The sequence below is a fragment of the Cupriavidus sp. YAF13 genome, assembly GCF_052113425.1.
GTDB lineage: Bacteria > Pseudomonadota > Gammaproteobacteria > Burkholderiales > Burkholderiaceae > Cupriavidus.
In genome coordinates this window covers 47,896-73,292 of sequence record NZ_JBFRDD010000010.1, presented here as the reverse complement: position 1 = coordinate 73,292, position 25,397 = coordinate 47,896, and the positions used below count along the sequence as shown (strand labels likewise).

Sequence of the window (25,397 nt, the reverse complement as noted above, 5' to 3'; positions counted from 1 at the left end):
ATCGGCGATCCGGCCCGGCGCCAAGCGCCCTCCTGCTGACAATGGTCACGGCGGTATGGTCTAATCCCGGCATGTCTTCGCTCCCCAAGCCCGGCGCCGCGCGCGCCCCATTTCGCACCGTCGCCCTGATCGGCAGGTACGCCACAGCCGGCATCGAGGGCCCGCTGGAAGAGCTGGCCGCCTGTATCCTCAGGAACGGCCAGGATGTGGTGTTCGAGCGAGACACGGCCCTGGCCACCGGACTGACCGACTATCCGGCGCTGGCGCCCGACGAGATCGGCAAGCATGCCGATGTGGCGGTGGTGCTCGGCGGCGACGGCACCCTGCTGGGCCTGGCGCGCCAGCTGGCCGGCTACCCGGTGCCGCTGATCGGCGTGAACCACGGGCGCCTTGGCTTCATGACCGACATCCCCTTGCAGGACGTGCACTCGGTGCTGCCCGACATGCTGGCGGGCCGCTACGAGTCCGAGACCCGCATGCTGCTGGAGTCCCAGGTGGTGCGCGACGATGGCGTGATCTTCTCCGCGCTGGCCTTCAACGACGTCGTGGTCAACCGTTCCGGCATTTCCGGCATGGTCGAGCTGGCGGTGTCGGTGGACGGCCACTTCATGTACAACCAGCGCTCCGATGGCCTGATCGTCTCCACGCCGACCGGCTCGACCGCCTATGCGTTGTCGGCGGGCGGCCCGATCCTGCACCCGACCCTGTCGGGCCTGGTGCTGGTGCCGATTGCCCCGCATGCGCTGTCCAACCGCCCGATCGTGCTGCCGCACGATGCCGAGGTGTCGATCGAGGTCGCCACGGCGCGTGACGCCAGCGTGAACTTCGACATGCAGTCGCTGACCTCGCTCTTGCCCGGCGACCGCATCGTGGTGCGGCGCTCGGCCAAGACCGTCAACCTGCTGCACCCGATCGGCTACAACTATTACGCCACGCTGCGCAAGAAGCTGCACTGGCACGAGTACCCGAGCGAAGACAACCGGCTCTGATCCGCCCCGGCCCGCACCGATCCGGCCCAGATCCGTCCCCTGACATCACCCAGCCCCGACCCGTCGACCACGATGCTGCGCAGCCTGTCCATCCGCGATTTCGTCATTGTCGATACCCTCGACCTCGACTTCTCCCCGGGCTTCACCGTCTTCACCGGCGAGACCGGCGCCGGCAAGTCGATCCTGATCGATGCGCTGGCCCTGGTGCTGGGTGAGCGCGCCGACGCCGGCGTGGTCCGCGAAGGCGCCGCCCGGGCCAGCATCAGCGCCACCTTTTCCACCCCGGCCGGGCTCGACGCCTGGCTGGCCGAACACGATCTCACCGGCGACGAAGGCACGGTGCTGCTGCGCCGCACGGTCGACGCCAGCGGGCGCGGCAAGGCCTTTATCAATGGCGCCGCCGCCACGCTGGGCCAGCTGCGCGACATCGGCGACCGCCTGGTCGATATCCACGGCCAGCATGCCCATCAGTTGCTGCTGCGCCCGGACGCCCAGCGCCTGCTGCTCGATGCCCATGCCGGGCTCACCGCGCAAGCCGGTGCGGTGGCCGAAGCCTGGCGCTCGTGGCGCGCGTGCGTGCGCCAGCGCGAAAACGTCGAGCACCGCTCGCGCGAGATGCAGCTGGAACGCGAGCGGCTCGAATGGCAGGTCGGCGAGCTCGAGAAGCTGGCGCCGCAACCCGGCGAATGGGAAGACATCCAGGCCGAGTACAACCGGCTGTCGCACGCCGCCGGGCTGATCGAGGGCAGCCGCGCCGCGCTCGAGGCGCTGTCCGAGGCCGATGGCTCGGTGCTGTCCGGGCTTAACAGCGTGGTGCAGCGCCTGCGGCAGATGGCCGACGTCGACCCCGCGCTGGGCGACGTACTGGCGGCGCTGGACCCGGCGCTGGTCCAGGTCGAGGAGGCCGCGCACTCGCTCAACCGCTATGTCGACCGGATCGACCTGGACCCCGAACGCTTGCAGGTGGTGGAGGCGCGCATGCAGGCGCTGCACACCACCGCACGCAAGTACCGGATGCCGCCCGAGCAGTTGCCGGACGAACTGATGGCGCGCCGCCAGCAACTGGACGATCTCCAGTCCGCCCAGGACCTGAACAAGGCGATGGCGCGCGAGGCCGCGGCCCGCGCCGCCTACCTCACCATCGCCCAGCACCTCGGCGCCGCACGCAAGGTGGCGGCCGAAAGCCTGTCGGCCGCCGTGACGGATGCCATGCAGGGCCTGTCCATGGCGGGCGGCAGTTTCGCGGTGGCGCTGCACCCGCTCGACGAAGGGCAGAGCCACGGCCTGGAACAGGTCGAGTTCCTGGTGGCAGGCCATGCCGGCGTCAGCGCGCGCCCCCTGGCCAAAGTGGCGTCGGGCGGCGAGCTGGCCCGGATCAGCCTGGCAATTTCCGTCATTACCAGCGAAGCCGCGCCCACCCCCACCCTGATCTTCGACGAAGTCGACACCGGCATCGGCGGCGCGGTGGCCGAGGTAGTGGGCCGCCGCCTGCAGGAACTCGGCCGCGCCCGCCAGGTGTTGTGCGTGACCCACCTGCCGCAGGTGGCCGCCCAGGCCGGCGCCCACCTGCTGGTCAGCAAGGAGACCAGCCAGCGCGACGGCACAGGCTCGGTCACCCGCTCGCGCATCCGTGCCCTCGACGCCGCCGGCCGCGTGGTCGAAACCGCACGCATGCTGGGCGGGACCACGGTGACGGCCACCACAGTGCAACATGCCGAGGAGATGCTCGCGCAAGGCCTGCGCGGCACCACCGGCACGGCCCGGGAGGCGCGCCGCTCGCGGCGCAGCGCAGGCTGATAGCCTGCGCCCTGGCCCGTAACCATTCAGGAGTTTCCCCATGTCACTCGGCAAACAGCCGCACTCCCGCTCACTGGCTCGCCCGCTGCGGATCACCGCCGCCTGCGGCCTGCTGGCCCTGCTGGCCCTGACCGCTTGCCAGGCGCAGCAGCGCCCGTCGGCGCCACCGCTCAACAGCATCAGCGCCGATCGCGCCGTCGGCGATATCATGGTGCGGTTCTCCGCGCCGCCGGTCACCGTGTCCGAAGACGCCGATCGCTTGCTGGCCTCGATTGCCGGGCCGATCCGCTTCGTCGTCAAGCGGCCCATGTCGGGCGGCGTGTGGTTGGTCACCGCGATCTCCGCGTCGGCCGATGCGACGATCGACCAGGCGCTTGCCACGCTGCGCGGCACCCCTCGCATCGAACTGGCCGAACCTGACCGCGTGCTCAAGCCGAACCGCACCCAGCCCATCGGCCGCGACATGCCGCCGAGCTGAATCCGGCGGTGGCCCGGTTTCTGTCGTCGGAATGCATGGCTTGGACGTTGAAGGCTGAAGGTTGAAGGCTGAAAGTTGAATGCTGTAACCGCGGTCAGTCCGAAGCGGGCTCAACGGGAGAACCTAGACATGCAGGAACAGCGTCAATTCCAATCTGGCGAAACGCGGCGCGTGGCGCCCCATGCCGCCCTGCTGCTGGCACTGGGCGCCGCCCTCTGGCTGGGTGTGCCGGCCGCAGCCGGCGCGGCCCCCGACCCCGCCGCGCGCCCCGCGCCGCATTACACCGGCAACTTCATCGTGCGCTGGCGTGACGGCAGCACAAGCACAACCACCGGCGCGAACGTCACCAGCGCGAGCGACCGCGCTGCTGCCAGCGGCTTGTCCGAGCGCATGCTGAGCGTGCGCCAGAGCACCGGCGTGGCGCTTTCGGTCAAGCGCCAGATGGGCGGCAGCTTGCAACTGCTGAGCGTCTCCGGCAGCGATGCCGCCGACCCGGAAGGCACCGCCGCCCGGCTGCGCCAGGATCCGCGCATTGCGGAAGTGGTGCCGGACCGCTGGCTGCGGCTGCACGACACCGTGCCCAACGATCCCGAGTTCGCGCTCAACCAGCCCTACCTCGGCACCCCTGCCCAGGTGGTGGGCGGCGTGAACCTGCCCCCCGCATGGGACCGCACGCGCGGCAGCAGCAGCCTGGTGATCGCCGTGCTCGATACCGGCTACCTGCCGCACCCCGATCTCGCCGGCCGCATTGTGCCCGGCTATGACTTCATTACCGACCCGAAGATCGCCAACGACCCTGATGGCCGGGACGCGGATCCCACCGACGCCGGCGACGGCGTGCCGGCGGGCTTCATCTGCCCAGGCACCACCACGGCGACCACGACCGCAACCAACAATAGCTGGCACGGCACCCGCGTGGCAGGCACGCTTGGCGCACTCACCAATAACGGGGTGAACATCGCCGGTGTGGACTGGAACGCCCGCATCCAGCCGGTGCGCGTCTCCGGCCGCTGCGGCGCGCTGCTCTCGGACACCGTGGATGGCATGCGCTGGGCTGGCGGCCTCTCCGTACCCAATGCGCCGGCCAACCCCACCCCGGCGCGCGTGATCAACGTGAGCCTGGGCGGCGGGACCTGCTCCAGCATCGAGCAACAAGCCGTGGCCGACCTCGCCGCGAATGGCGTGGTGGTGGTTGCCGCCACGGGCAACAGCGCCGGCGCGGTCGAGGCGCCTGCCGACTGCACCGGCGTGGTCGCCGTAACGGCACATGCCAATGACGGCGAGAACGCCAGCTATGCCAACGTGGGGCCGCAGGTTGCGCTGAGCGCGCCCGGCGGCGGCTGTGGCAACTCCAAGGTATCGGGGGGCAAATGCACAGTGGCGGAGTCGTTCATCCGGACCCTCTCCAATGACGGCACCACCTCGCTTGGCAACTACAACGTCATCAACTCGCAAGGCACCAGCTTTGCCGCGCCGCTGGTATCGGGCGTGGTGTCGCTGATGCTCGCCGCGAACCCGGCCCTCACACCTGCCCAGGTGCTTGCCACCTTGAAGAGTTCGGCGCGGCCCCATCCGGCTGGCACCTATTGCACGGCCGCAGCCAATGCCGGCATCTGCGGCGCGGGCCTGCTCGATGCCAATGCCGCCGTGGCCGCCGGCACGCAGGTGGTCCAGCCGGCGCCCGCCGCGCCCGCCGCCTCGTCGGGTGGTGGTGGTGGCGCGATTTCGTGGCCGCTCGCGCTCGGGCTGGGCGCGCTTGGCTTGCTGCTGAACTGGGTCGGACGCCGCCGGCGCCCGGCGCCCGGCGCGGTCGCGCTGAAACCACGCCGAAAACACGCCGAAACCACGCAAAGACCGCGCTGAATTTGCGGCGACCACGGGGCACCGTCCGGCCTGCGCCGGCCGCGCCCCTTGCCCGCGCGCCTATGCCGGCGGCTCGCCCCGGCGGCGCTGCCACCACTCCTGCACCAGCCATAGCCCCAGGCCGGCCAGCGCGCCGGCCGCGTGCGAGATGCGCACGACCCCGAACCCCCACTGCGCGTCGAACACCACGGGCGCGAGCCACGACTGCTCAAGCCAGGTCTTGACCAACACGCCAAGGCAGAGCGCCACGCCGAGCACGCGCGACACGCCGCTGCCATAGAGCAGCCTCAGCCCGCCCCACAGGGCCAGCCCGTGCAGCGCGCCGGACAACCCGCCGTACCAGCCCACCGACGGCACCCGGCATAACGCCAGCTGCACCGCGACGCCGCAGGCGAGCAGGACCGCCAGCATTGCGGCGGCGCGCGCCTCGCGGCCGATCAGCAGGAACAGGCCCGCTGCTGCCAGCAGGTCCGCCAGCCAATGCTGCCAGCCAAGGTGGACCCACATTGCCGTCAGCAGCCGCCACCACTGGCCCCCCACGCCGCGGCCCATGACCGCATCGCGCAGATAGAGCCCGTGCGCGTGCAGCCACGGAATAAAGGTAAAAGCGGCACCCAGGGCGGCCGTGAGCGCCAATACGGCCAGCACGCCCGGCCATCCCGGCTGGCGCGCCGCGCCAGCCGCCTGCGCGTTCATTTGCCGCCGCCGGCAACCGGCTCGCCGAACACCGCTTGCCAGAGGGTGCGCACGTGTTCCGCCTGCGGCGCCACCGCGGCCGGCGCTACCCGTGCGTGGACCTGCCCGTCCAGGCGCAACTGGTGCTGGCGGGCACGGAACAGGCGATAGGCGTCGCCCACTTCGCGCGCCAGCGTGGCATCGATCAGGCCGATTTCGCCGGCCGTGCGCAGCAGCGCGATATTGCCGGCATTGCGCGTGAGCGCGGGATGATCGTGGCTGTGCAGCAGCACGAGGTATTGCACCGTGAATTCGATGTCAACCATGCCGCCGCGATCATGCTTGAGGTCGAACAATCCGTTTGGGTTGGGATGCCCATCGGCCACCTTGTGGCGCATGGCGACGATCTCGCCGCGCAGCGTGGCGGCGTCGCGTGGCTGGCGCAGGATCTCGTCGCGCAGGCTTTCGAAATGCGCGCCGATCTCGGGGTCGCCCGCGCAAAAACGCGCGCGGGTAAGGGCCTGGTGCTCCCACACCCATGCGGTGTTGTCGCCCTCGCGCTGCTGGTAGCGGCGAAAGCCCTCGAAGCTGGTCACCAGCAGCCCGGCCTCGCCGTTGGGGCGCAGGCGCGTGTCGACATCGAACAGCGTGCCGGCGGCGGTATGGCTGGTCAGCCAGGTGATCAGGCGGCGCGCGTAGGCGGCATAGACGTCAGGCGCGCGCTCGTGCTCGTCTTCGTAGAGGAAGATGATGTCGAGGTCGGAGGCATAGCCCAGCTCCTTGCCGCCCAACTTGCCGTAGGCAATCACGGCAAAGCGCGGCTGCTCGGCGTGCCGCGTGGCAAGCTGGCGCCAGACCGCCTGCAGGGTCACGTCGAGCATGGCGTCGGCCAGGTCCGACAGCCGGTCGGCGATCTGCTCCACCGTCAGCATGCCTTGCAGGTCTTGCAGCAGGATGCGGAAGGTCTCGGCGTGGTGCTCGCGGCGCAGGATGTCCATCTGCGCTTCGATCTGCCCGTCGGCCGCGTCGAGGCGCGCGGCCAGGCGGCTGCGAAAGCCGGTCCAGTCAGGCGCGCCCGCCAGGGCATCGCTGTCGAGCAGTTCGTCAAGCAGTTGCGGGTGGCGGGTCAGGTAGGCGGCGGCCCAGCTCGATGCGTGCAGCGTGTCGGCCACGCGCGCCATCGCCTGCGGGTACTCGGAAAGCAGCGACAGATAGGACGCGCGGCGGCTGATGGCATCCAGGAAATCGACAAAGCGGGCGATGGTGCGGTCGGCATCTTCCTGGCGCGAGGCCAGGTCAAGCGCGCGGTTGACCAGCAGGTCAAAGCGCACGCGGCTGGGCTCGGACAACRCGCGGTAGCGCAGCGAGGCGCCGATGGCGCGCAAGCGGTCGAGCAGCCCGGTGCAATCGCCGAAGCCGGCTGAGGCCAGGCGCTCGCACGGCGGTTCATCCTGTTCTTCCTGTATCAACGCCGGCCACAACGCCTCGCACGGTGCGTGCGCTTCATCGGGGTCCGAGAAGGTGGCCTCGAACTGTTGCGCCACCGGATCCTGCAGCGACGCCAGCCGCTCGAGCAAGGCCGGCCAGTCGGCGCAGCCCATCATCTTCGCCACCGCCAGTTGCTCCTCTTCCGAGGTTGGCAGGTGGTGTGTCTGGGCATCGTCGCGATACTGCAGGCGGTGCTCGAGCTGGCGCAGGAAGCGGTAGGCATGCGCCAGTTGCTCGGCCTGGCCCGCAGGCAATAGCCCATGCTCCACCGCCACCGTCAACACCTCCAGGGTGGGCCGGATGCGCAGTGCCGGGTCCTGGCCGCCGCGGATCAGCTGGAAGACCTGGGCCATGAACTCGATCTCGCGAATGCCACCGCGGCCGAGCTTGATATTGAAGGCACGCTGGTTGACGCGCTGGCCGCCGCCTGGCGCCGCCAGCCCGCCGCTGCGCTTGGCCGCCTCGGCGCGGATCTGCGCGTGCAGCGAGCGGATCGCCGCGATCACGCCGTAATCGAGGTAGCGGCGGAAGACGAAGGGCGTGGTCAGGCTGGCCAGTTGCGCGGCGGTACGCTGCGCATGCGGGGTATCCAGCGCCGACACCACCCTGCCCTTGATCCAGGCGTAGCGCTCCCACTCGCGGCCCTGCACCATCAGGTATTGCTCCAGCATGCCGAAGCTGCAGGCCAGCGGTCCGGCGTCGCCGTTGGGGCGCAGGCGCATGTCGACGCGGAACACGTAGCCATCTCCGGTCACGTCGGCCAGCAGGTTGATCAGGCGCCGTCCCAGGCGGATGAAATATTCGTGATTGGACAGGCTGCGTTGCCCGCCACGCGTGTCGCCGTCTTCGTCGTACAGGAAGATCAGGTCGATATCGGACGACACATTGAGCTCGCGGCCACCCAGCTTGCCCATGCCGACCACCACCAGCTCCTGGACTTCCCCGCTGCTCTCCCCGACTGGACGGCCGTAGGTCGGGGCGAGGTCCGCTTCGAGCATGGCCAGGCCGTATTGGATGCCGAGCTCGGCCAGATCCGTCATCGCACCGGTGACTTCGCCCAGCGTCGACTGCCCGCGCAGATCGCGCTCGATCACCACGCACATCACTTCCGCACGCAAGCGGCGCAGCGCGCGCTTGACGGCGTCGTCCACATCGGCCGACGGCTCATGCAGGACCTTGAGCCGCGCCTCCATCCAGGCGCGCGTGAGCAGCTGGTCGCGCGCGAGCGCGACGATTTCGGCCAGCTCGGGACGGGCCTGCACCATGCGGCGGGTGTAATGGGAATAGGCGGGCGAGTACAATGCCATGCCGGCGCAGTCGACCGGCACGAGTTCCACGGCGGCTACCACCGCGAACGGGCCGGTGGCCATGTCGGCCACAGCCTGCCTGGCAGCGCTGGAAGTGTTGCCGGGCGCATGTTCGCTGGCAGCGCCATCGGTTGCAGCGGTATCGGGCGCGGCTGCGGAACTCGTCGGATCAGTGGAAGTCATTCCTGTTACTTGGTAGCGCGTGAGCCGGCCCCGGGGCCGGCGCGCGCGTTATGCACGGCCGGTCAGGCACCGAATTGGAGAGCGCCTAGTATTGTCGGATAATCTGCGCATGTCCAGCCGCGCCACCCCACCTGCCGATCCCTCCGCCGCCACCGCCGGCGGCACGCCGGCACTCGAAGGGGCCGCCGGTGCAGGCTCCCCCCCATCGCAGCAAGGCAACCTGCGCGCGCTTGCGTTTGCGCGTGCTTGCGGCCGCGCCCTGCTCGCAGGCTTGCGCCATCCCGTCTGGCGCGGCCTGGGACGCGTGCTGGTGCGCCTGGCCCTGGCGCTGGTGCTGCTGGCGCTGCTCGCCGGGCTGCTGATCCGCTTCGTGCTCTGGCCGCAGGCCTCGGCCGCCCGCACCTGGCTCGAGCAGCGCGGCTCGGTGGCGCTCGCGGCCCATTTGAGCATCGGCCAGCTGGATACCTACTGGGATGGCTGGCACCCCGCTTTCCATGCCCGCGACGTCAAGGCCGTCGATGCCGAGCAGCGCGTGCTGCTGGCGGCGGGCGAGCTTGACGGCAAGCTGTCATGGCGCTCGCTGTTCAGCATGGACGTGCTGTTCCAGCGGATCTCCGCCAGCCGGACCGACCTGCTGATCCGCCGCTCCGCCGACGGCAAGCTCAAGGTAGCCGGCATGGCCGTGGACACCACCGGCGCCCAGCCGCAGGACAACCGGCTGTTCGACTGGCTGCTGGCCCAGGGCAAAGTCGAGCTCACCGACGGCAAGCTGCGCTGGCTCGACGACAAGAACAAGCTGCCGCAACTGGATGTGGGCGACATTCAGCTCAGCGTGCAGCGCCACGGCTCGCGCCACACGTTCAAGCTCGAAGCGCAGTCGGCCACGCTTGCGCCACGCCCGCTCGTGGTGCAGGCGGACTTCCGCCATGAATACCTGCATCGCACCGGCGACTGGCACAACTGGTACGGGCAGGCCAGCTGGGACCTTGGCCGGCTGGAACTGCCGGTGCTGCAACGCTATCTCGCGGTCTTCGACCGGGTCACGCGCGGCACCTTCAGCACCGACGGCACCATCGAATTTCGCGGTGGCCAGATCACCCGCAGCCAGGCCCGGCTGCGCGCCAGCAGCGTGGACCTGAAGCTCTCCGGCGCGCCCGAGGCGCTCAAGCTCGCCAGTGCCCAGGCCTTTGTCCTGCACCGCGCCGGGCGCGACCGCGACAACATCCTCACTATCGACACCCTGCTGTGGCAGCCAGAGCCCGCGGAAGGGCCGGCCGTGCCGCCGGCACAGCAAGCGCAGGCGGCCTCCGCAGCCGCGGCCTCCCCCGGCGGCGCCAGCGGGGCTGCCGGTCTGGCCAGCGGCGAAGGCGCCTGGCGCGAAGGCATGCGCAAGGTAGTGGTCGGCTGGGCCACCGACAACAAGGGCGCCTTGCGCAAGTTCACGCTCAAGGCACCCACCTTCGACCTGAACACCGTGCGCGCGCTGGCCACCTCGCTGCCGCTCGACACCGCTTTGTCGCGCCAGCTGCGCGCGCTCCAGCCCTCCGGCCATGTCGACAACCTGGACGTGAACTGGACCCGGGATCGCCAGGGCATGCTGAGCCGCCGCGATGGCCAGCGCCACTTCAACGTGCAGGGCACGCTGCGCAGCGTCTCGGTGCTTGGCCAGCCCGCCAACCCGCCCGTCGGCGCGAATGGCAAGCCCCATCTGGGCGTGCCGGGCTTTTCGCGGATCTCCGGCAGCTTCAGTTTCGACGAACGCCAGGGCAGCGCCCGTTTTGAAGGCAACAACGCCGCGCTGATGCTGCCGGGCATGTTCGAGGATCCGCGCCTGTCGTTCGACCAGATCAATGGCGAGGTGCGCTGGACCAACGACAACGGCAAGCTGGCGGTGCGCACCGACGGCGTGCAATTCGCCAACGCGGATACCGCCGGCAGCGTACGGGGCACATGGCACGCCGGTGGCGACGGGCACGGCGGCATTGCCGACCTGACCGGCGAACTGACCCGCGCCCAGGTCAGCCGCGTGCCGCGCTACCTGCCCATGGGCATACCCGCCTCCACGCGCCAGTACCTGGCTGGCGCCCTGGTCGGCGGCGAAGCCAGCGACGTCAAGTTCCTGGTCAAGGGCGACCTGGAGCACTTCCCCTTCCACAGCCCGTTCGAGGGCGCCGGCGACTTCCGGGTCGAGGTGCCAATCCGGCATGTCAGCTACCAGATCGCGCCCCATGTGAGCGCGCCGGCGGGCAGCGCCGCCAGCGCCAGCAATGGCGGCAAGGCCTGGCCTAACTTCACCGACATCAGCGGCCACTTGCTGTTCGAGCGCGGCGGCCTGTCGTTCGTCGCGCAGCGCGCCAGCGTGCAAGGCGCCACCGGCGTCACGCTGCAGGACGTCAATGGCCGCATCGCCGACCTCGGCGAGCATGGCCGCCTGGTGCTGGACGGCAGCGCCAGCGGGTCGATGGCAGGCTTCCTGCGCTTCGTCGCCGCCAGCCCGGTGCGCGACTGGACCGGCCAGGTGCTGACGGATATGCGCGCCCAGGGCAACGGCGAGCTTCGGCTCAAGCTTGACCTGCCCCTCACCGAGGCGCAGGCAACCAAGGTCGACGGCCAGTTCCGGCTGCCCGGCAACGAGGTGGTGCTGATACCGCAATTGCCAGTGCTGGCCGGCACCACGGGCGTCGTCGCCTTCAACGAGCACGGCTTCCAGCTCAACGACCTGCGCGCCCGCTTCCTGGGCGGCGAGATCCGCGCCGGCGGGGGCAGCCAGCCCGACGGCACGATCCGGGTCAATGCCGGTGGCAACCTTACCTCGCAGGGCATCCGCGAGGCGTTTGGCGCCTCGCCCGCGGCCGGGCTGGTACAGAAACTGGAAGGCAGCACCGCCTACAGCGCTGTGATCAGCGTGCGCGATCACCAGCCCGTGATCACGGTCGCGTCGGAGCTGGCCGGGCTGGCGCTGAACCTGCCCGCGCCGATGGCCAAGAGCGCGGCGCAGGCCGTGCCATCGCACTTTGAGCTGCGCCCGGCCGCCGCCCGCGCCGGCAGCGAGGAAATGCTGGTGCAGTATGGCAACGTGCTCAATGCGCGCTACCTGCTGCGCCGCAATGGCGACGCCGTGGAAGTGCAGGCTGGCGGGATCGGCATCGAGCAGCCCGCGCCGCAGCCCGCCAGCGGCGTCACCGCGGCGCTTACGGCCAGCCGCTTCGACCTGGACGCGTGGCGCACGCTGCTGGCGGAAGCCGGCAAGGCCAGTGCAGGCAATGCCGCGCCGGTGTCCGCCTACCTGCCCGAGCGCATTTCCGCGCGCACGCGCACGCTGCACGCTTTTGGCCGCGAGCTCGACGATGTCGTGCTCGAGGCCACCCGCGAAAGCGCTGGCTGGGACATGCAGATCGAGTCCCGCCAAGTGGCGGGGACCATGCGCTGGCGCAGCGATGCCGCCACGCCGGCAGGCGCGCTCACGCTGCGCCTGTCGCACCTGAACCTCCCCGACACGGGCGACGCCGCCAACGCCGCCGACCCGCTCGACGGCAACACCGGCGACCTGCCCGCGCTGGACCTGGTGGCCGACCGGTTCGAGCTGCACGGCCGCGACTTCGGCAAGCTGGAGGTCAAGGCGCGCGCCAGCGAAGACGGCGGCGAGCCCGTGTGGACGCTGGACCGTCTGGTCATCGAGCAGCCGGGCGCGACATTCACCGGCAGCGGCAGCTGGCGCTTGCCGCGCCGGATGCGCGAAGGCGCTGCCGCCGAGCGCCGCACGCTGCTCGACTTCAAGCTCGACGTGCGCAATGGCGGCCAGGTGCTCGAACGCATGGGCCTGCCCCATATGCTGGCTGATGGCCACGGCACCTTCGAAGGCCGGATCGCATGGCGCGGCTCGCCGCTGTCGATCGACTACCCCACCTTGTCGGGCCGGATGAAGCTGCAGCTGGAGAACGGCCAGATCCTCAGCGTGGACCCGGGCGCGGCCAAGCTGCTGGGCGTGCTTAGCCTGCAAGGCCTGATGCGGCTGGCCACCTTCGACTTCCGCGGCGTGGCGGGCCAGGGCATGGTGTTCGACGAGATCACCAGCACCGGCACGATCGAGAATGGCGTGGCCAGCACCAAGGACTTCGCGCTCAAGGGCGGGCAGCTGCGCGCCTCGATGACCGGCAGCGCGAACATCCCGCGCGAAACGCAGGACCTGGACGTGACGGTAGTGCCGCGCATCAACGCCACCTCCGCCTCGGTGGCTGCGGCGTTCATCAATCCCGCGCTCGGCATCGGCACACTGGCGGCCCAGTTGCTGTTCGCCGACGAATTCTCCAAGGCCTTCAGCCGCCGCTTCCGTATCAGCGGTGGCTGGGCGAACCCGCAGATCACCAAAGTGGGGGAGAATAAATCCGACTCGCCGCCCGTGCAGGGTTTGTTCAATCATGTCTACCCGGCGCCATAACCGCGACTGGCCCTGCCGTCCGAGCCCCGCCGCGCAGCCGCCGCAAGCCAAGGAAACCGCTTCATGACCGCAAACGCCTCCGCATCAGCACCCAGCGCGGCCCCCGGCGCGACCCCTTTTCGCGTCGCGGCCATCCAGACCATCAGCGGGGTTTCGCCCGAGGCCAACCTGGCCCGCGCCGACGCGCTGATCGCGCAGGCCGCCAAGGGCGGCGCCGAGCTGGTGCTGCTGCCGGAGTACTTCTGCATGATGGGCCTGCGCGAAGGCGACAAGGTGGCGATCCGCGAGCGCGACGGCGACGGGCCGATCCAGTCATTCCTGGCCGATGCCGCGCGCCGCCACCGGATCTGGCTGGTCGGCGGCACCCTGCCCTTGTGGTGCGAGGACGAGGCCCGCGTCTACAACACGTCGCTCGTCTACGACCCGCGCGGCGAACGCGTGGCGCGCTACGACAAGATCCACCTGTTCGGCTTCACGCGCGGCACTGAAAGCTACGACGAATCGCGTACCATCCTGGCCGGCCAGACCCCGGTCAGCTTCGAGGCGCCCTGTGGACGGGTCGCCATGTCGGTCTGCTATGACCTGCGCTTCCCGGAGCTCTACCGCCAGCTCGCCGAGAGCGGCGGCACCAGCTTGATTTTGATGCCGGCCGCCTTCACCTACACCACCGGCCAGGCGCACTGGGAGATCCTGCTGCGCGCCCGCGCTATCGAAAACCAGTGCTATGTGCTGGCTGCCGCACAGGGCGGGAAGCATGAGAACGGACGGCGCACCTGGGGCCACTCGATGCTGATCGATCCCTGGGGCGAGGTGATGGGGGTGCTGCCGGAAGGCGAAGGCGTGGTGAGCGGGCTGATCGACCCCGCGCGCCTGGACGAGGTGCGGCAGAACCTGCCTGCGCTGCGCCATCGGGTGCTGTAGCATGTACAAGCAATGACCTGGCCGATTCCCCGGAATCGCCAGCATCCCAGATTTTTATGCGGCGGCGCCATTTCGCCACCGCGGCACGACGATAAAGGACAACCATGAACGCCGGCGACCTCGGAATCCGCAACCTCGCCACCGCCCAGCAACTGCTGCTGGCGCCCTACGGCCTGGACGAAACCAACCTGCAGCGCGTGCTGGCGGACATCTTCACGCATAAGGTCGACTACGCCGACCTCTACTTCCAGTACACCCGCAACGAGGCGTGGAGCCTGGAAGAAGGTATCGTCAAGTCGGGCAGCTTCAGCATCGACCAGGGCGTTGGCGTGCGTGCCGTGTCCGGCGACAAGACCGCCTTTGCCTACTCCGACGACATCAGCCTGGACGCCTTGCTCAAGGCCGGCGCCGCGACCCGCACCATCGGCCGCGCCGGCAGCGGCCGCGTCAAGGTGGCGAGCAAGATGGCCTCCCAGGGCGGGCGCAACCTGTACTCGCCCAATGACCCGCTGGACTCGATGGACGCCGCCGAAAAGGTGGCGCTGCTCGAGCGCGTGGAACGCATGGCCCGCGCCAAGGACCCGCGCGTGGTGCAGGTGATGGCAGGCCTGGCCGGTGAGTACGACGTGGTACTGGTGGCGCGCAGCGACGGCGTGATCGCCGCCGACGTGCGCCCGCTGGTGCGGGTCTCGGTCACGGTGATCGCCGAGCAGAACGGGCGCCGCGAGATCGGCTCCTCCGGCGGCGGCGGGCGCTATGCCTACGGCTATTTCACCGATGAGCTGCTGCGCCAGTACGTGGACGAGGCCGTGGCCTCGGCGCTCGTCAACCTCGAGGCGCGTCCGGCTCCGGCCGGTGCCATGACCGTCGTGCTCGGCCCGGGCTGGCCCGGCGTGCTGCTGCACGAGGCCATCGGCCACGGCCTGGAAGGCGACTTCAACCGCAAGGGTTCGTCGGCCTTCGCCGGCCGCATGGGCGAGCGCGTGGCGGCCAAGGGCGTGACCGTGGTGGACGACGGCACGCTGGCCAACCGCCGCGGCTCGCTCAACCTCGACGACGAGGGCAACCCGACTCAGTGCACCACACTGATCGAGGACGGTATCCTCAAGGGCTATATCCAGGACACGCTCAACGCGCGCCTGATGAAGATGCCGGTGACCGGCAACGCGCGCCGCGAGAGCTACGCCGCGCTGCCGATGCCGCGCATGACCAACACCTATATGCTCAACGGCAACCGYGACCCGCAGGAGATCATCGCCAGCGTCAAGCGCGGCCTCTACGCGGTCAACTTCGGCGGCGGCCAGGTCGATATCACCAACGGCAAGTTCGTCTTCTCCGCCAGCGAGGCCTACCTGATCGAGGACGGCAAGATCACCGCCCCGGTCAAGGGCGCCACCCTGGTCGGCAATGGCCCGGAATCGCTCAAGGACGTCACCATGATCGGCAACGACATGCGCCTGGACTCGGGCGTGGGCGTGTGCGGCAAGGAAGGCCAGAGCGTGCCGGTGGGCGTGGGCCAGCCGACCCTGCGCATCGAGAACATGACGGTGGGCGGCACGGCCTGATTGCCGTCCCGCAGGTCCCGCACGTCGGGCGCGGCGCCTTGCCGTTCAGGGCCGCGCCTCGTAGATCAGGTTGAACGGCGTTTGCGCCGCCCGGCGAAAACGCGAAAAACCGCCCTGCTGCACCACCGACCGCATGCGTGCCTCGCCCGACTGGGCCCCCAGGCACAGGCCCACCTCCTGCGAGCGAGACGCTGGCGTGCAGATGAAGGTCGAGGCCGAGTAAAAGACCCGCCCGATCGGGTTCAGGTTGTCTTCGAGCCGGTCGTTGGCGAAAGGCTCGACGATCATCCAGGTGCCATCCGGGCGCAAGGTCTCGCGCACATGCGCGGCGGCGCCGACCGGATCGCCCATATCGTGCAGGCAGTCGAACACGGCCACCAGGTCGTAATCCTTGCCGCCATATTCCTTGGCTTTTGCCACCTGGAAATGCACGCGGTCCTGCACGCCGGCGCGCGCCGCCGCTTCGGTGGCGAAGCGGATCGACGGCTCGTGGTAGTCAAAGCCGTAGAACTCCGATGCCGGATACGCCTGCGCCATGATGATGGTAGAGGCGCCATGCCCGCAGCCCACGTCGGCCACGCGAGCGCCGGCCCGCAGCTTGGCCTGCACATCCTCCAGCGCGGGAATCCATTCCGCTGTCAGGTGCGCCGCATAGCCCGGGCGGAAAAACCGCTCGGTGCCGTGAAACAGTGACGGATCGTGTTCATGCCAGCCCAGCCCGCGCCCATTGCGAAAGGCGTCCACGATCTTGGGAATCGCCTTGAACTGCGCGACGGCGATCTGGAAGGCGCCGGGAATAAAGGCAGGGCTGCCCTCCTGGGCCAGCGCGAAGGCCTGCTCCTCGGTCAGGCTGAACAGATCGGTGGCCGGATCGTACGCGACATAGCCGCTGGCCGCCTGCGCGGACAGCCACTCGAGCAGGTAGCGCTCATCGGTATGGGTTTTCTCGGCCAGCACCTGCGCTGTCATCGGTTTCTCGGCCAAGGCTTTGTAAAGGCCCAGCGTATCGCCGACCACGATGGTGGCAGCATGCATCACCGCGCCCAGATCCTGGACGAACTGCCCCATGAAGGCGTTTAGCCTCCCCTCATCGATCGCCATGATGCTTCCCTCCCCCTCGCCTCAGCCCCGCGTGCCTGAGCTGCCCGGCACGCCGCGTTCGCCTGTTTTCCCCCGGGCAAACCCGTGCAGGTGCCGCCGCCGCACTGCGGTGCGCGCTGGCGACGCCTATACTGGCCTCATTCATGTTGGTTCACGCACGGGATGGCGCCAATACGCAGCATTGCGTAGCTGCGCGCCACCCAAGGCCGCCGCAATGCTCACATCCAGCCGCTGCCAGGATGGCCAGGCGCTCTCCATGCTCGCCAGGCTGACCGCGCGCGAGCAGCAGGTGCTGCGCTGGCTGGCGCACGGCAAGACCGACCGCGAAATCGCGGGCATGCTCGGTATCAGCGCCCGCACGGTGCAAAAGCACCTGCAGCATGTGTACGTGAAGCTAGGCGTGGAAAACCGCACCGCCGCCGTGATGCGCGGGCTGGAACTGGATCCGGGCCCCGCCATGGAACGGCCGGAAATTGTGGCCGGGCCGATGCCGGACGCTTGCCAAGCCCCTTAAAACGCGCTATAAAGATGCTTCGTTACTCGATGGTCAACGGCCTCAGCCGGCAGAATTGGCAAGGCCAGCGCAATTTTCTGCCATCTCGTGACGCGTTGCCGCAAATAACCGACGCCATTTGAGCCGCATCCCATCCATGTCCGCTAAGTTTTATTTTTACTTTTTTAGCGATCTCGCACCGCTGGCGGATGGAGAGGGACGATCGTAAGTGCCTCCAGAATTCAAAAAAAAGCCGCCAGCGAACCTGGCGGCTTTTTTTATACCGGCCCGCACCCAGCTCTAGCCCAGACACCCCAAACACACGACCCTACAAAATCCGGAGCCATCATGCTGAAGAACACCGACGACCTGCGCATTCGCGAACTCAAGGAATTGTTGCCCCCGGCGCACCTGATCCGCGAGTTCGGCTGCTCCGAAAAGGCGTCCGACGTGATCTACGGCGCGCGCCAGTCCATGCACCGGATCCTGCACGGCATGGATGACCGCCTGATCGTGATCATCGGCCCCTGCTCCATCCACGACACCCGCGCCGCGCTCGAGTACGCCAAGCTGCTCAAGGTCCAGCGCGACCGTTTCGCCGGGGAGCTGGAGGTCGTGATGCGGGTGTATTTCGAAAAGCCGCGCACCACCGTGGGCTGGAAGGGGCTGATCAACGACCCGCACATGGACGGCAGCTTCAAGATCAACGACGGCTTGCGCACCGCGCGCGAGCTGCTGCTGAACATCAGCGAACTGGGCGTGCCGACCGGTACCGAATACCTCGACATGATCAGCCCGCAATACATCGCCGACCTGGTCAGCTGGGGTGCCATCGGCGCGCGCACCACGGAAAGCCAGGTGCACCGGGAGCTCGCCTCCGGACTATCGTGCCCGGTCGGATTCAAGAACGGCACCGATGGCAACGTCAAGATCGCCGTCGATGCGATCAAGGCCGCCTCGCAGCCGCACCATTTCCTGTCGGTGACCAAGGGCGGGCACTCCGCCATCGTGTCGACCTCGGGCAATGAGGATTGCCACATCATCCTGCGCGGTGGCAAGACGCCAAACTACGATGCCGCCAGCGTGCAGGAAGCCTGCGAAGCGATTTCCAAGGCCGGCCTGGCCGCGCGCCTGATGATCGATGCTTCGCACGCCAACAGCAGCAAGAAGCACGAGAACCAGATCCCGGTCTGCGAGGACATCGGCCGCCAACTGGCTGCGGGCGACGAGCGCATCGTCGGCGTGATGGTGGAATCCCACCTGGTGGGCGGCCGCCAGGACCACGTCCAGGGCACGCCGGTGGAAGACCTCACCTATGGCCAGTCGGTCACCGACGCCTGCATCGGCTGGGACGATTCGGTAAAGGTGCTCGAAACCCTGGCCAGCGCCGTCAAGGCACGCCGCCTGGCCAAGGGCACCGGCAACTGAGCCACCCGACGCGGCCCGGGGCTTGCCCACCGGGCCGCGCGGACAAAGAAAAAGCCGCTGGGATCAGCGGCTTTTTCTTGTTCCGGACCCGCGCGCGGCGTGGGCCGGCGCCAGCTGGCTTACTTCTTCAGGACCAGGCCGCCCGGCAGCGATTCGATGTAGGCGGCGATATCCTTCAGCTCATCCCGGGTGAAGGGACGCGGCTTGCCATCCTTGCCCGTCACGCCAGGGTTGGCGTTGACCTGGCCGGCCATGATGGCGTTGGAGCGGCCCACCTGCGGGTTGGTGGTGATCTGGTAGGCAGCCAGCGCGTGGTACAGGTAGTCGGCATGCTGGCCGGCCAGCTTCGGGTAATCCGGGGTGATCGGGGCATTCAGGCCGGCGCCGTGGCAGGCCGCGCAGTTGCCCTTCTCCACCAGCGCCTTGCCGCGCGCGAGGTCGGCAGCCGAGGCAGTGATGGCCGAGGCGCCCAGCACGAGTGCGCCGATCGCGAGCGAAAGCGTCTTAAGCGTATTCATGGATGGGTCCTCTTACTTCTGGGTGTTGTTTTGCGTGCTGGAAGACTGCTGCGCGTAGTAGGCAGCCACGTCGGCGATGTCCTGGTCGGTCAGGGTCGCGGCAATGCCACGCATGGTCGGGTGCTTGCGGTCGCCCTTCTGGTATTCCTTGAGCGCATTTTCGATGTACTTGGCGTTCTGGCCGCCGAGCAGGGGCACCTGGTACACCTCGGGGAAGGAGGCGCGATAGCCGGGAATCCCATGGCAACCAATACACATCGCGACCTTGTTTTTGGCGGCGTCCACATTGCCCTTGACTTCCTGGGCTTGCGCAGCCGTTGCGGCCGCGCCCAGCACCACCATCGTGAGGAGCTTTTTCATTGTCGTAGCTGATTGGAAGTGTTAAACCCTGCGTGACCTGCCCAACCGGTCGGAAATGGCTTCAGAATGCGTCCGGCCGGACCGTATCTGCCCGCGGGTAGATGCGGTGCTGCCAGCGTAGGCCGGATACCCGCAGCGCCGTCGTTAGCGCTGCCGGTGCATCTCGGCGTTGTCTCCGCCTCATTCTGTAACCATCTCTTGTCATCGCCGCCTCCCGGCAAGGACCGCGGGAGTGACAAGGCGGACAAAGCGAGGGGGGTGGAGTCTTGGACGTGGGGGGCGCGTCAAACCGCCGCATTGTACAGCACGCTGCACGCGGCAGTCCAGCATGGCACGGCGAGCCACACGCGAACCGGAAAGCTCTTTTATACTGGCCAATTCCGACACGCATAAACCCCTTCAGGTTGCCCCATGTCCAACACCACCAACGCCAGCCAGAACCAGCAAAGCCGTTTCGAAGGCACGCAGCAATACGTCGCCACCGATGACCTCAAGCTGGCCGTGAATGCCGCCCGCGCCCTGCAGCGCCCGCTCCTGATCAAGGGCGAGCCCGGCACCGGCAAGACCATGCTGGCCGAGGAGGTGGCCGCGGCGCTCGGCATGCCCCTGCTGCAGTGGCACATCAAGTCCACCACCAAGGCGCAGCAGGGCCTGTATGAATACGACGCGGTGTCGCGCCTGCGCGATTCGCAGCTCGGCGACGACCGCGTCCACGACATCCGCAACTACATCATCAAGGGCGTGCTTTGGCAGGCCTTCGAGGCCGACCAGCAAGTGGTGTTGCTGATCGACGAGATCGACAAGGCCGACATCGAATTCCCGAACGACCTGCTGCGCGAAATCGACCGCATGGAGTTCTATGTGTATGAGACGCGCGAGCTGGTCAAGGCGCGCCACCGCCCCCTGGTGATCATCACCTCGAACAACGAGAAGGAGCTGCCCGACGCCTTCCTGCGCCGCTGCTTCTTCCACTACATCAAGTTCCCCGACGCGGAGACCATGCAGCGCATCGTCGACGTGCACTATCCCGGCATCAAGCGCGAGCTGGTGGCCGCGGCACTCGAATCGTTCTACGAGATGCGCAACCTGCCGGGCCTGAAGAAGAAGCCCTCCACGTCGGAACTGATCGACTGGCTCAAGCTGCTGATGGCCGAGGACATCCCGCCCGAGGCGCTCAAGAGCCCGGACAAGAAGGCCGCGATCCCGCCGCTGCACGGCGCGCTGCTGAAGAACGAGCAGGACGTGCACCTGTTCGAGCGCCTGGTCTTCATGAACCGCGCCAACCGCTGAGCGCCGCGCCATGGCACGCTTTATCGAACCCGTCACCCTGCGCGGCCAGCACGCCCTGCTGGAGCCGCTGCGCCCCGAGCACGAGGCCGAGGTACAGGCCGCCGTCGCCGACGGTGAGCTGTGGAAGCTCTGGTACACCTCGGTGCCGGCGCCGGACCAGGTGCGCGCGTGGACCGACACCGCGCTGCAGATGCGCGAGCAGCAGGGCGCGATGCCGTTCGTGATCCGCGAGGTCCGCGATGGCGTGCCGGGCACGGTGGTGGGCGCGACGCGCTACTTCAATGTCGACGGCGCCAACCGGCGCCTGGAGATTGGCCATACCTGGCATGCGCAGCGCGTGCAGCGCAGCGCCGTGAACACGGAATGCAAGCTGATGCTGCTCACGCACGCGTTCGAGCAGCTGGCATGCATCGCCGTGGAATTCCGCACGCACTGGATGAACCACCAGAGCCGCACCGCGATCGCCCGGCTCGGCGCCAAGCAGGACGGCGTGCTGCGCAACCACCAGCGCATGCCAGACGGTTCGCTGCGCGATACCGTGGTGTTCTCCATCATCGCCAGCGAATGGCCGACGGTGAAGCGCCACCTGCAATACCGCCTGGACCTGCCGGGGCGCGCCTCGTGAACCCGCACGCAAACCGCCGCACCCGCTCCGGGAAACTCTAAGCGAGCCCACCATGCTGATCGATTTTTTCTTCTCGCTGCGCCACGCCAAGCTGCCGGTCTCGGTCAAGGAATACCTGACCATGCTGGAAGCGCTCAAGGCCGAGGTCATCACGCCATCGATCGACGAGTTCTACTACTTGTCGCGCATGACGCTGGTCAAGGACGAGAAGCACTTCGACAAGTTCGACCAGACCTTCGCCGCCTACTTCAAGGGCATCGAGAGCCTGGTCGACTGGAAATCCGACATCCCCCTGGACTGGCTGCAAAAGACGCTGGAGCGCGAACTCTCGGCCGAGGAAAAAGCCAAGATCGAAGCCATGGGTGGACTCGACAAGCTGATGGAGCGGCTCAAGCAGCTGCTCGACGAGCAAAAGGAAAAACACGAGGGCGGCAACAAGTGGATCGGCACCGGCGGCACCTCGCCGTTCGGGCACGGCGGCTATAACCCGGAAGGCATCCGCATCGGCGGCCCGTCCAAGGGCAACCGCACCGCCGTCAAGGTGTGGGAAACCCGCGCCTACAAGGACTACGACGACCAGGTCGAGCTCGGCACGCGCAATATCAAGGTGGCGCTGCGCCGCCTGCGCCGTTTCGCGCGCGAAGGCGCGGAGACCGAGCTGGACCTGGACGACACCATCCACTCCACCGCCGCCAATGCCGGCCTGCTCGACATCAAGCTGCGCCCGGAGCGCCACAACAAGGTCAAGGTGCTGATGTTGATGGACGTCGGCGGCTCCATGGACGACCACATCAAGCGCGTGGAGGAATTGTTCTCGGCCACCAAGACCGAGTTCAAGCACCTGGAGTACTACTACTTCCACAACTGCGTGTACGACTACGTGTGGAAGAACAATCGCCGCCGCCATGCGGAGAAGATCGCCACGTGGGACCTGATCCACAAGTACACGCCGGACTACAAAGTGATCTTTGTCGGCGATGCCACCATGAGCCCGTACGAGATCCTGCAACCCGGCGGCTCGGTGGAGTACAACAACCCCGAAGCCGGGGCGGTATGGCTCAACCGCCTGATCGAGCAGTTCCCGCGCTTCGTCTGGCTCAACCCCGAGCCTGAAGGGCTATGGCAATACCGGCAGTCGGTGACGGTGATCAACCAGATCATGAAGTCGCGCATGTATCCGGTCACGCTCGGCGGACTGGAGCAGGCGATGCGCCTGCTCTCCAAGTAACGCCACCGGGTCTGGACTGCTGCCGCTGTGTTTCAGGCGCGCAGCAGTCCGCCCAGCATTCCCCCCTGCTCGCCCCCGTCCCTCCGCCCTTCCCCGCGCCCGAACAGCGTGCGCGCCACGCGCTCGCCATCCAGCCCGAAGCTCTGTGCCGCTGCTGCGGCGATCAACCCATCCAGTTCCGTGGTCGGCGCCAGGTCGCGTCCCTGGTAAAGCGAGCCCTGCGCCAGCCCCGGCCAGTCTGCCAGCACGCGCCCGCCTTTGACCCCGCCGCCCAGCAGCATCGCCGCCGCGCCGGTGCCGTGATCGGTACCACCGGTGCCATTGGCCGCGGCAGTGCGCCCGAACTCCGTGGCCACCAGCACGGTGGTGCGCGCCCATGACGGGCCCAGCCCGTCGCGCAGTGCGGCCAGCATGGTGTCCAGGGCCTTGAGGCGGCCCGCCAGGCGTGGCGCTTGTGCGCTGTGCGTATCCCAACCGCCGGTCTCGATCATGGCAATGCGCGGCCCGTCCGCGCGCGCCAGGAAGCCGGCGGCGAGACGGCCTAGGCTGGCCGGGTCCTGGCGCGCACCGGCGTCGCCTGCAAGCCCGCGTGCCTGCATGGCCGCGTTCCAGAGCGGATGCAATTGCGGATCCATCTCGTAGAGCTGCCCGACGCGCGCGAGCAGGTCATCAGGCGCTGACGGCAGTGCCGATGGCGCATAGGAGCCGACCTCCACCGGCCCGCGCAGCGCCGCCGGCACCGTGGGCGCGAAGGCGATGGCATTCTCGGGCCGCTTGGGCAGCAGGCTCACCAGCCGGTTCATCCAGCCATCCTTCACCTGGTAAGGCGCGGCGCCGCCGGTCTCAAGCACGTTCTGGCCGTCGAAGTGCGAACGCTCGCGATATGGCGATGCCACCGCCTGCACGAACAACGCCTGCCCGGCAGCGTACATCCGTGCCGTCTCCGTCAGCGCGGGATGCAGGGCGAAAGTGCCATCGAGCCTGGTGGCTTGCGCCACGTCGATGGCCAGCGCGCCACGCAGGCGGGCGTAACCGGGATCGGCGTAGGGAATGACCGTGTTCAGGCCATCGGCGGCGCCGCGCTGGATGACGAAGACGAAGCGGCGATCGGAATCGACGCTGGCGAGCGTGAGGCGCGGCAACGCAAGCATGGCGGCGGCACCGCCCGTCACGCGGAGGAAATCTCGGCGGGAAAACATGGCAATCACCTCCGTTGAAAATCGGGCGACACCAGCAGCAAGGCCAGTGCGGTCTGCGCGCTTTCGGCGCGCGCGATGGCGGCAGCGGTTGGTGCCGACAACGTGCCCGCAAGCAGCTTGGGGCCGAGCTCGCGCGCGTCGATCCGGTCGCCGACGCGCGCCGCCAGCCGTTGCGCCAGTTCGACCCGGCGCACCAGCGCATCGGGCGCGGCCCAGCTTGCGGCGATGTCGTCGTAGCCCGCTGGCGAGCCCGGGCGCCAGACCGGCTGCCCGAGCTGGGTCAGCATGGGCGCGAAGTGCTGCGCGCCCGCCTCGCGCAAACCCAACCCGCGCAGGGAGGAAAGGGTCCACTCCCACGGCGTCTTGAATTTTGCCGGCTCGCTGGCCCACGCCTCGGGTGACTGCACCAGCGCGCGGTACATGTCGGGCAACGCACCGCCACTACGCAGGTACGCCTGCGACAAGCGCGCCACCAGCGCGGGCGGCGGCGCATCGGCAACGAAGTGGCGCACCAGCTTGGTGGCCAGGTGATTGGCCGTGGCCTCGCTCTGCGCAAGGTCGTGCAGCACGGCCAGCGCCTGCGCCTCGCCCTGCTGCGGGTAGCTGCGCCCGAGGATAGTGCGGGTGCCAGGCTCATGCACGCGCGCGCGGAACTGGAAGCGCCCGGGCTCGCCGTCTTCGCGCGCGCCCAGGCCAGCGATGCTCCAGCCGGTCAGCGCACGGGCGAACTCGGTCACGTCGGCCTGCTGGTAGCCGCTGCGCACGCCGAGCGTATGCAGCTCCATGATTTCGCGCGCGAGGTTTTCGTTCAATCCGAGCTGGCGCTCGGGAGCGCGCCGCGCGGCCACGCTGTCGGGGCCGATCGAGCGGACCTGGTCCAGAAAGACCTGCATGGCGGGATGGCGCTCCACCGCGACCAGCATGTCCTCGAAGCGTCCGAGCACATGGGGACGGATCGCCTCGGCCTCGAAGGCGCCGGCCAGCGCGGCGACGGCCGGCTTCTCCACCGACACCGCGAAGTGGTTGGACCAGAAATGCACCAGCCGCTCGACGAACGGCGCTTGCGTGACCAGCGCACTGGTCACGCGCGCGTCGACGGCATCGCGATAGGCCTCGCGCGTCTCGCGCTGCAATTGCTGGCGCGCCGCGGTCTTCGCATCGGCCTGCGCCTGGCGCACCTCGCGCTGCTGGGCGCCGAACTCGCCGGCCAGCGCGGCCGTGTCCGGCTGCGCGCTCCAGGCCGCGGGCCTGGCCTCGTAGCGCTCGAACTGGGCCAGCAGCCAGCCACGCGGATCGGCCGGCAGCGGCTCGTCCGGGCGCGCGCCCAGCCCGAACCGGTTGACCGCGACAGCCGCGGCCGTCATGGCGGTGTTTGTCATGCGTCGCTCCCCTGGGAAGTACCTGTTGGCTTTGTCGCTATCGCTATCGCTATCGCTATCGTTGTGGTTGTG

General features: G+C 68.5%; 19 protein-coding genes. 12 read left to right on the top strand and 7 right to left on the bottom strand.

All coding sequences use genetic code 11. The annotated features are described in order from the left end of the window. Positions 1–71: 71 nt before the first annotated feature. The 4 genes from AB4061_RS10960 to AB4061_RS10945 all read left to right on the top strand — a co-directional run bounded on the left by AB4061_RS10960 (position 72) and on the right by AB4061_RS10945 (position 5,127). Positions 72–989 carry an NAD kinase gene (locus AB4061_RS10960; RefSeq protein ID WP_174422855.1) on the top strand — a complete coding sequence of 306 codons (918 nt, stop codon included), beginning with the start codon at positions 72–74 and terminating at the stop codon, positions 987–989. Positions 990–1,061: 72 nt separating this feature from the next. Then, entirely contained in the window at positions 1,062–2,786 is a 1,725-nt protein-coding gene (recN, locus tag AB4061_RS10955; RefSeq protein ID WP_441633596.1) for a DNA repair protein RecN, read from the top strand. Between the two features lie 40 nt (positions 2,787–2,826). Beyond that, complete coding sequence (locus AB4061_RS10950; RefSeq protein ID WP_441633594.1) at positions 2,827–3,264, top strand: hypothetical protein; 438 nt, start codon at positions 2,827–2,829, stop codon at positions 3,262–3,264. A 129-nt stretch (positions 3,265–3,393) separates the two neighbouring features. Continuing rightward, positions 3,394–5,127, top strand: coding sequence for a S8 family peptidase (locus AB4061_RS10945; RefSeq protein ID WP_441633592.1), 1,734 nt, complete (start codon positions 3,394–3,396; stop codon positions 5,125–5,127). 60 nt (positions 5,128–5,187) lie between these two features. Here AB4061_RS10945 and rrtA read toward each other — a convergent pair whose 3' ends face one another. Further along, entirely contained in the window at positions 5,188–5,823 is a 636-nt protein-coding gene (gene rrtA, locus AB4061_RS10940) for a rhombosortase (protein ID WP_441633590.1), read from the bottom strand. Continuing rightward, positions 5,820–8,660 carry a bifunctional [glutamate--ammonia ligase]-adenylyl-L-tyrosine phosphorylase/[glutamate--ammonia-ligase] adenylyltransferase gene (gene glnE / locus AB4061_RS10935; RefSeq protein ID WP_441633760.1) on the bottom strand — a complete coding sequence of 947 codons (2,841 nt, stop codon included), beginning with the start codon at positions 8,658–8,660 and terminating at the stop codon, positions 5,820–5,822. The genes rrtA and glnE overlap by 4 nt, the downstream gene beginning before the upstream one ends. 229 nt (positions 8,661–8,889) lie before the next feature. Here glnE and AB4061_RS10930 point away from each other — a divergent pair, with 229 nt between their 5' ends. The 3 genes from AB4061_RS10930 (at position 8,890) to tldD (ending at position 15,704) form a co-directional block, all read left to right on the top strand. After that, a complete protein-coding gene (locus AB4061_RS10930; protein ID WP_441633588.1) occupies positions 8,890–13,218 on the top strand; it encodes a YhdP family protein in 4,329 nt (1,442 codons plus the stop codon). 63 nt (positions 13,219–13,281) lie between these two features. Then, on the top strand, positions 13,282–14,139 hold the full coding sequence (locus AB4061_RS10925) for a carbon-nitrogen hydrolase family protein (RefSeq protein WP_441633586.1): 858 nt from the start codon (positions 13,282–13,284) through the stop codon (positions 14,137–14,139). A 104-nt stretch (positions 14,140–14,243) separates the two neighbouring features. Continuing rightward, positions 14,244–15,704 carry a metalloprotease TldD gene (gene tldD / locus AB4061_RS10920; RefSeq protein ID WP_043344843.1) on the top strand — a complete coding sequence of 487 codons (1,461 nt, stop codon included), beginning with the start codon at positions 14,244–14,246 and terminating at the stop codon, positions 15,702–15,704. A 45-nt stretch (positions 15,705–15,749) separates the two neighbouring features. Here the strand turns inward: tldD and AB4061_RS10915 are convergent, their stop codons facing one another. Continuing rightward, complete coding sequence (locus tag AB4061_RS10915) at positions 15,750–16,805, bottom strand: class I SAM-dependent methyltransferase (RefSeq protein WP_441633583.1); 1,056 nt, start codon at positions 16,803–16,805, stop codon at positions 15,750–15,752. Positions 16,806–17,019: 214 nt separating this feature from the next. On the opposite strand from AB4061_RS10915, the gene AB4061_RS10910 reads away from it, so the two are divergent. Both AB4061_RS10910 and aroG read left to right on the top strand, forming a co-directional pair. Further along, complete coding sequence (locus AB4061_RS10910) at positions 17,020–17,319, top strand: helix-turn-helix domain-containing protein (protein WP_441633581.1); 300 nt, start codon at positions 17,020–17,022, stop codon at positions 17,317–17,319. A 327-nt stretch (positions 17,320–17,646) separates the two neighbouring features. Beyond that, positions 17,647–18,726, top strand: a complete 1,080-nt coding sequence (gene aroG / locus AB4061_RS10905; protein ID WP_441633579.1) for a 3-deoxy-7-phosphoheptulonate synthase AroG — start codon at positions 17,647–17,649, stop codon at positions 18,724–18,726. Positions 18,727–18,845: 119 nt separating this feature from the next. Here the strand turns inward: aroG and AB4061_RS10900 are convergent, their stop codons facing one another. Together AB4061_RS10900 and AB4061_RS10895 are read right to left on the bottom strand one after the other, a co-directional pair. Further along, a complete protein-coding gene (locus AB4061_RS10900; RefSeq protein ID WP_441633577.1) occupies positions 18,846–19,244 on the bottom strand; it encodes a c-type cytochrome in 399 nt (132 codons plus the stop codon). Positions 19,245–19,256: 12 nt separating this feature from the next. Continuing rightward, on the bottom strand, positions 19,257–19,604 hold the full coding sequence (locus AB4061_RS10895; RefSeq protein WP_043344837.1) for a c-type cytochrome: 348 nt from the start codon (positions 19,602–19,604) through the stop codon (positions 19,257–19,259). Positions 19,605–20,015: 411 nt separating this feature from the next. On the opposite strand from AB4061_RS10895, the gene AB4061_RS10890 reads away from it, so the two are divergent. The 3 genes from AB4061_RS10890 to AB4061_RS10880 are packed head-to-tail and all read left to right on the top strand — an operon-like array spanning position 20,016 to position 22,747. After that, the gene (locus tag AB4061_RS10890) at positions 20,016–20,894 is read left to right on the top strand and encodes an AAA family ATPase (RefSeq protein WP_045238101.1); all 879 of its coding nucleotides are present in this window, start codon (positions 20,016–20,018) and stop codon (positions 20,892–20,894) included. Positions 20,895–20,904: 10 nt separating this feature from the next. Continuing rightward, the gene (locus AB4061_RS10885) at positions 20,905–21,519 is read left to right on the top strand and encodes a GNAT family N-acetyltransferase (RefSeq protein WP_441633575.1); all 615 of its coding nucleotides are present in this window, start codon (positions 20,905–20,907) and stop codon (positions 21,517–21,519) included. Between the two features lie 52 nt (positions 21,520–21,571). Further along, positions 21,572–22,747, top strand: a complete 1,176-nt coding sequence (locus AB4061_RS10880) for a vWA domain-containing protein (RefSeq protein WP_441633573.1) — start codon at positions 21,572–21,574, stop codon at positions 22,745–22,747. A 32-nt stretch (positions 22,748–22,779) separates the two neighbouring features. Here AB4061_RS10880 and AB4061_RS10875 read toward each other — a convergent pair whose 3' ends face one another. Continuing rightward, positions 22,780–23,946: a DUF1501 domain-containing protein gene (locus AB4061_RS10875; RefSeq protein WP_441633571.1), complete on the bottom strand. Its 1,167-nt coding sequence runs from the start codon at positions 23,944–23,946 to the stop codon at positions 22,780–22,782. A 5-nt stretch (positions 23,947–23,951) separates the two neighbouring features. Further along, on the bottom strand, positions 23,952–25,325 hold the full coding sequence (locus AB4061_RS10870) for a DUF1800 domain-containing protein (RefSeq protein ID WP_441633569.1): 1,374 nt from the start codon (positions 25,323–25,325) through the stop codon (positions 23,952–23,954). Positions 25,326–25,397 lie beyond the last annotated feature (72 nt).

Bases quoted from the DNA above. Each gene is read 5' to 3' on its own strand.
- AB4061_RS10960 (WP_174422855.1), top strand. From the start codon at position 72: ATGTCTTCGCTCCCCAAGCCCGGCGCCGCGCGCGCCCCATTTCGCACC.
- recN (WP_441633596.1), top strand. From the start codon at position 1,062: ATGCTGCGCAGCCTGTCCATCCGCGATTTCGTCATTGTCGATACCCTC.
- AB4061_RS10950 (WP_441633594.1), top strand. From the start codon at position 2,827: ATGTCACTCGGCAAACAGCCGCACTCCCGCTCACTGGCTCGCCCGCTG.
- AB4061_RS10945 (WP_441633592.1), top strand. From the start codon at position 3,394: ATGCAGGAACAGCGTCAATTCCAATCTGGCGAAACGCGGCGCGTGGCG.
- rrtA (WP_441633590.1), bottom strand. From the start codon at position 5,823: ATGAACGCGCAGGCGGCTGGCGCGGCGCGCCAGCCGGGATGGCCGGGC.
- AB4061_RS10930 (WP_441633588.1), top strand. From the start codon at position 8,890: ATGTCCAGCCGCGCCACCCCACCTGCCGATCCCTCCGCCGCCACCGCC.
- AB4061_RS10925 (WP_441633586.1), top strand. From the start codon at position 13,282: ATGACCGCAAACGCCTCCGCATCAGCACCCAGCGCGGCCCCCGGCGCG.
- AB4061_RS10915 (WP_441633583.1), bottom strand. From the start codon at position 16,805: ATGGCGATCGATGAGGGGAGGCTAAACGCCTTCATGGGGCAGTTCGTC.
- AB4061_RS10910 (WP_441633581.1), top strand. From the start codon at position 17,020: ATGCTCACATCCAGCCGCTGCCAGGATGGCCAGGCGCTCTCCATGCTC.
- aroG (WP_441633579.1), top strand. From the start codon at position 17,647: ATGCTGAAGAACACCGACGACCTGCGCATTCGCGAACTCAAGGAATTG.
- AB4061_RS10900 (WP_441633577.1), bottom strand. From the start codon at position 19,244: ATGAATACGCTTAAGACGCTTTCGCTCGCGATCGGCGCACTCGTGCTG.
- AB4061_RS10895 (WP_043344837.1), bottom strand. From the start codon at position 19,604: ATGAAAAAGCTCCTCACGATGGTGGTGCTGGGCGCGGCCGCAACGGCT.
- AB4061_RS10890 (WP_045238101.1), top strand. From the start codon at position 20,016: ATGTCCAACACCACCAACGCCAGCCAGAACCAGCAAAGCCGTTTCGAA.
- AB4061_RS10885 (WP_441633575.1), top strand. From the start codon at position 20,905: ATGGCACGCTTTATCGAACCCGTCACCCTGCGCGGCCAGCACGCCCTG.
- AB4061_RS10880 (WP_441633573.1), top strand. From the start codon at position 21,572: ATGCTGATCGATTTTTTCTTCTCGCTGCGCCACGCCAAGCTGCCGGTC.
- AB4061_RS10875 (WP_441633571.1), bottom strand. From the start codon at position 23,946: ATGTTTTCCCGCCGAGATTTCCTCCGCGTGACGGGCGGTGCCGCCGCC.
- AB4061_RS10870 (WP_441633569.1), bottom strand. From the start codon at position 25,325: ATGACAAACACCGCCATGACGGCCGCGGCTGTCGCGGTCAACCGGTTC.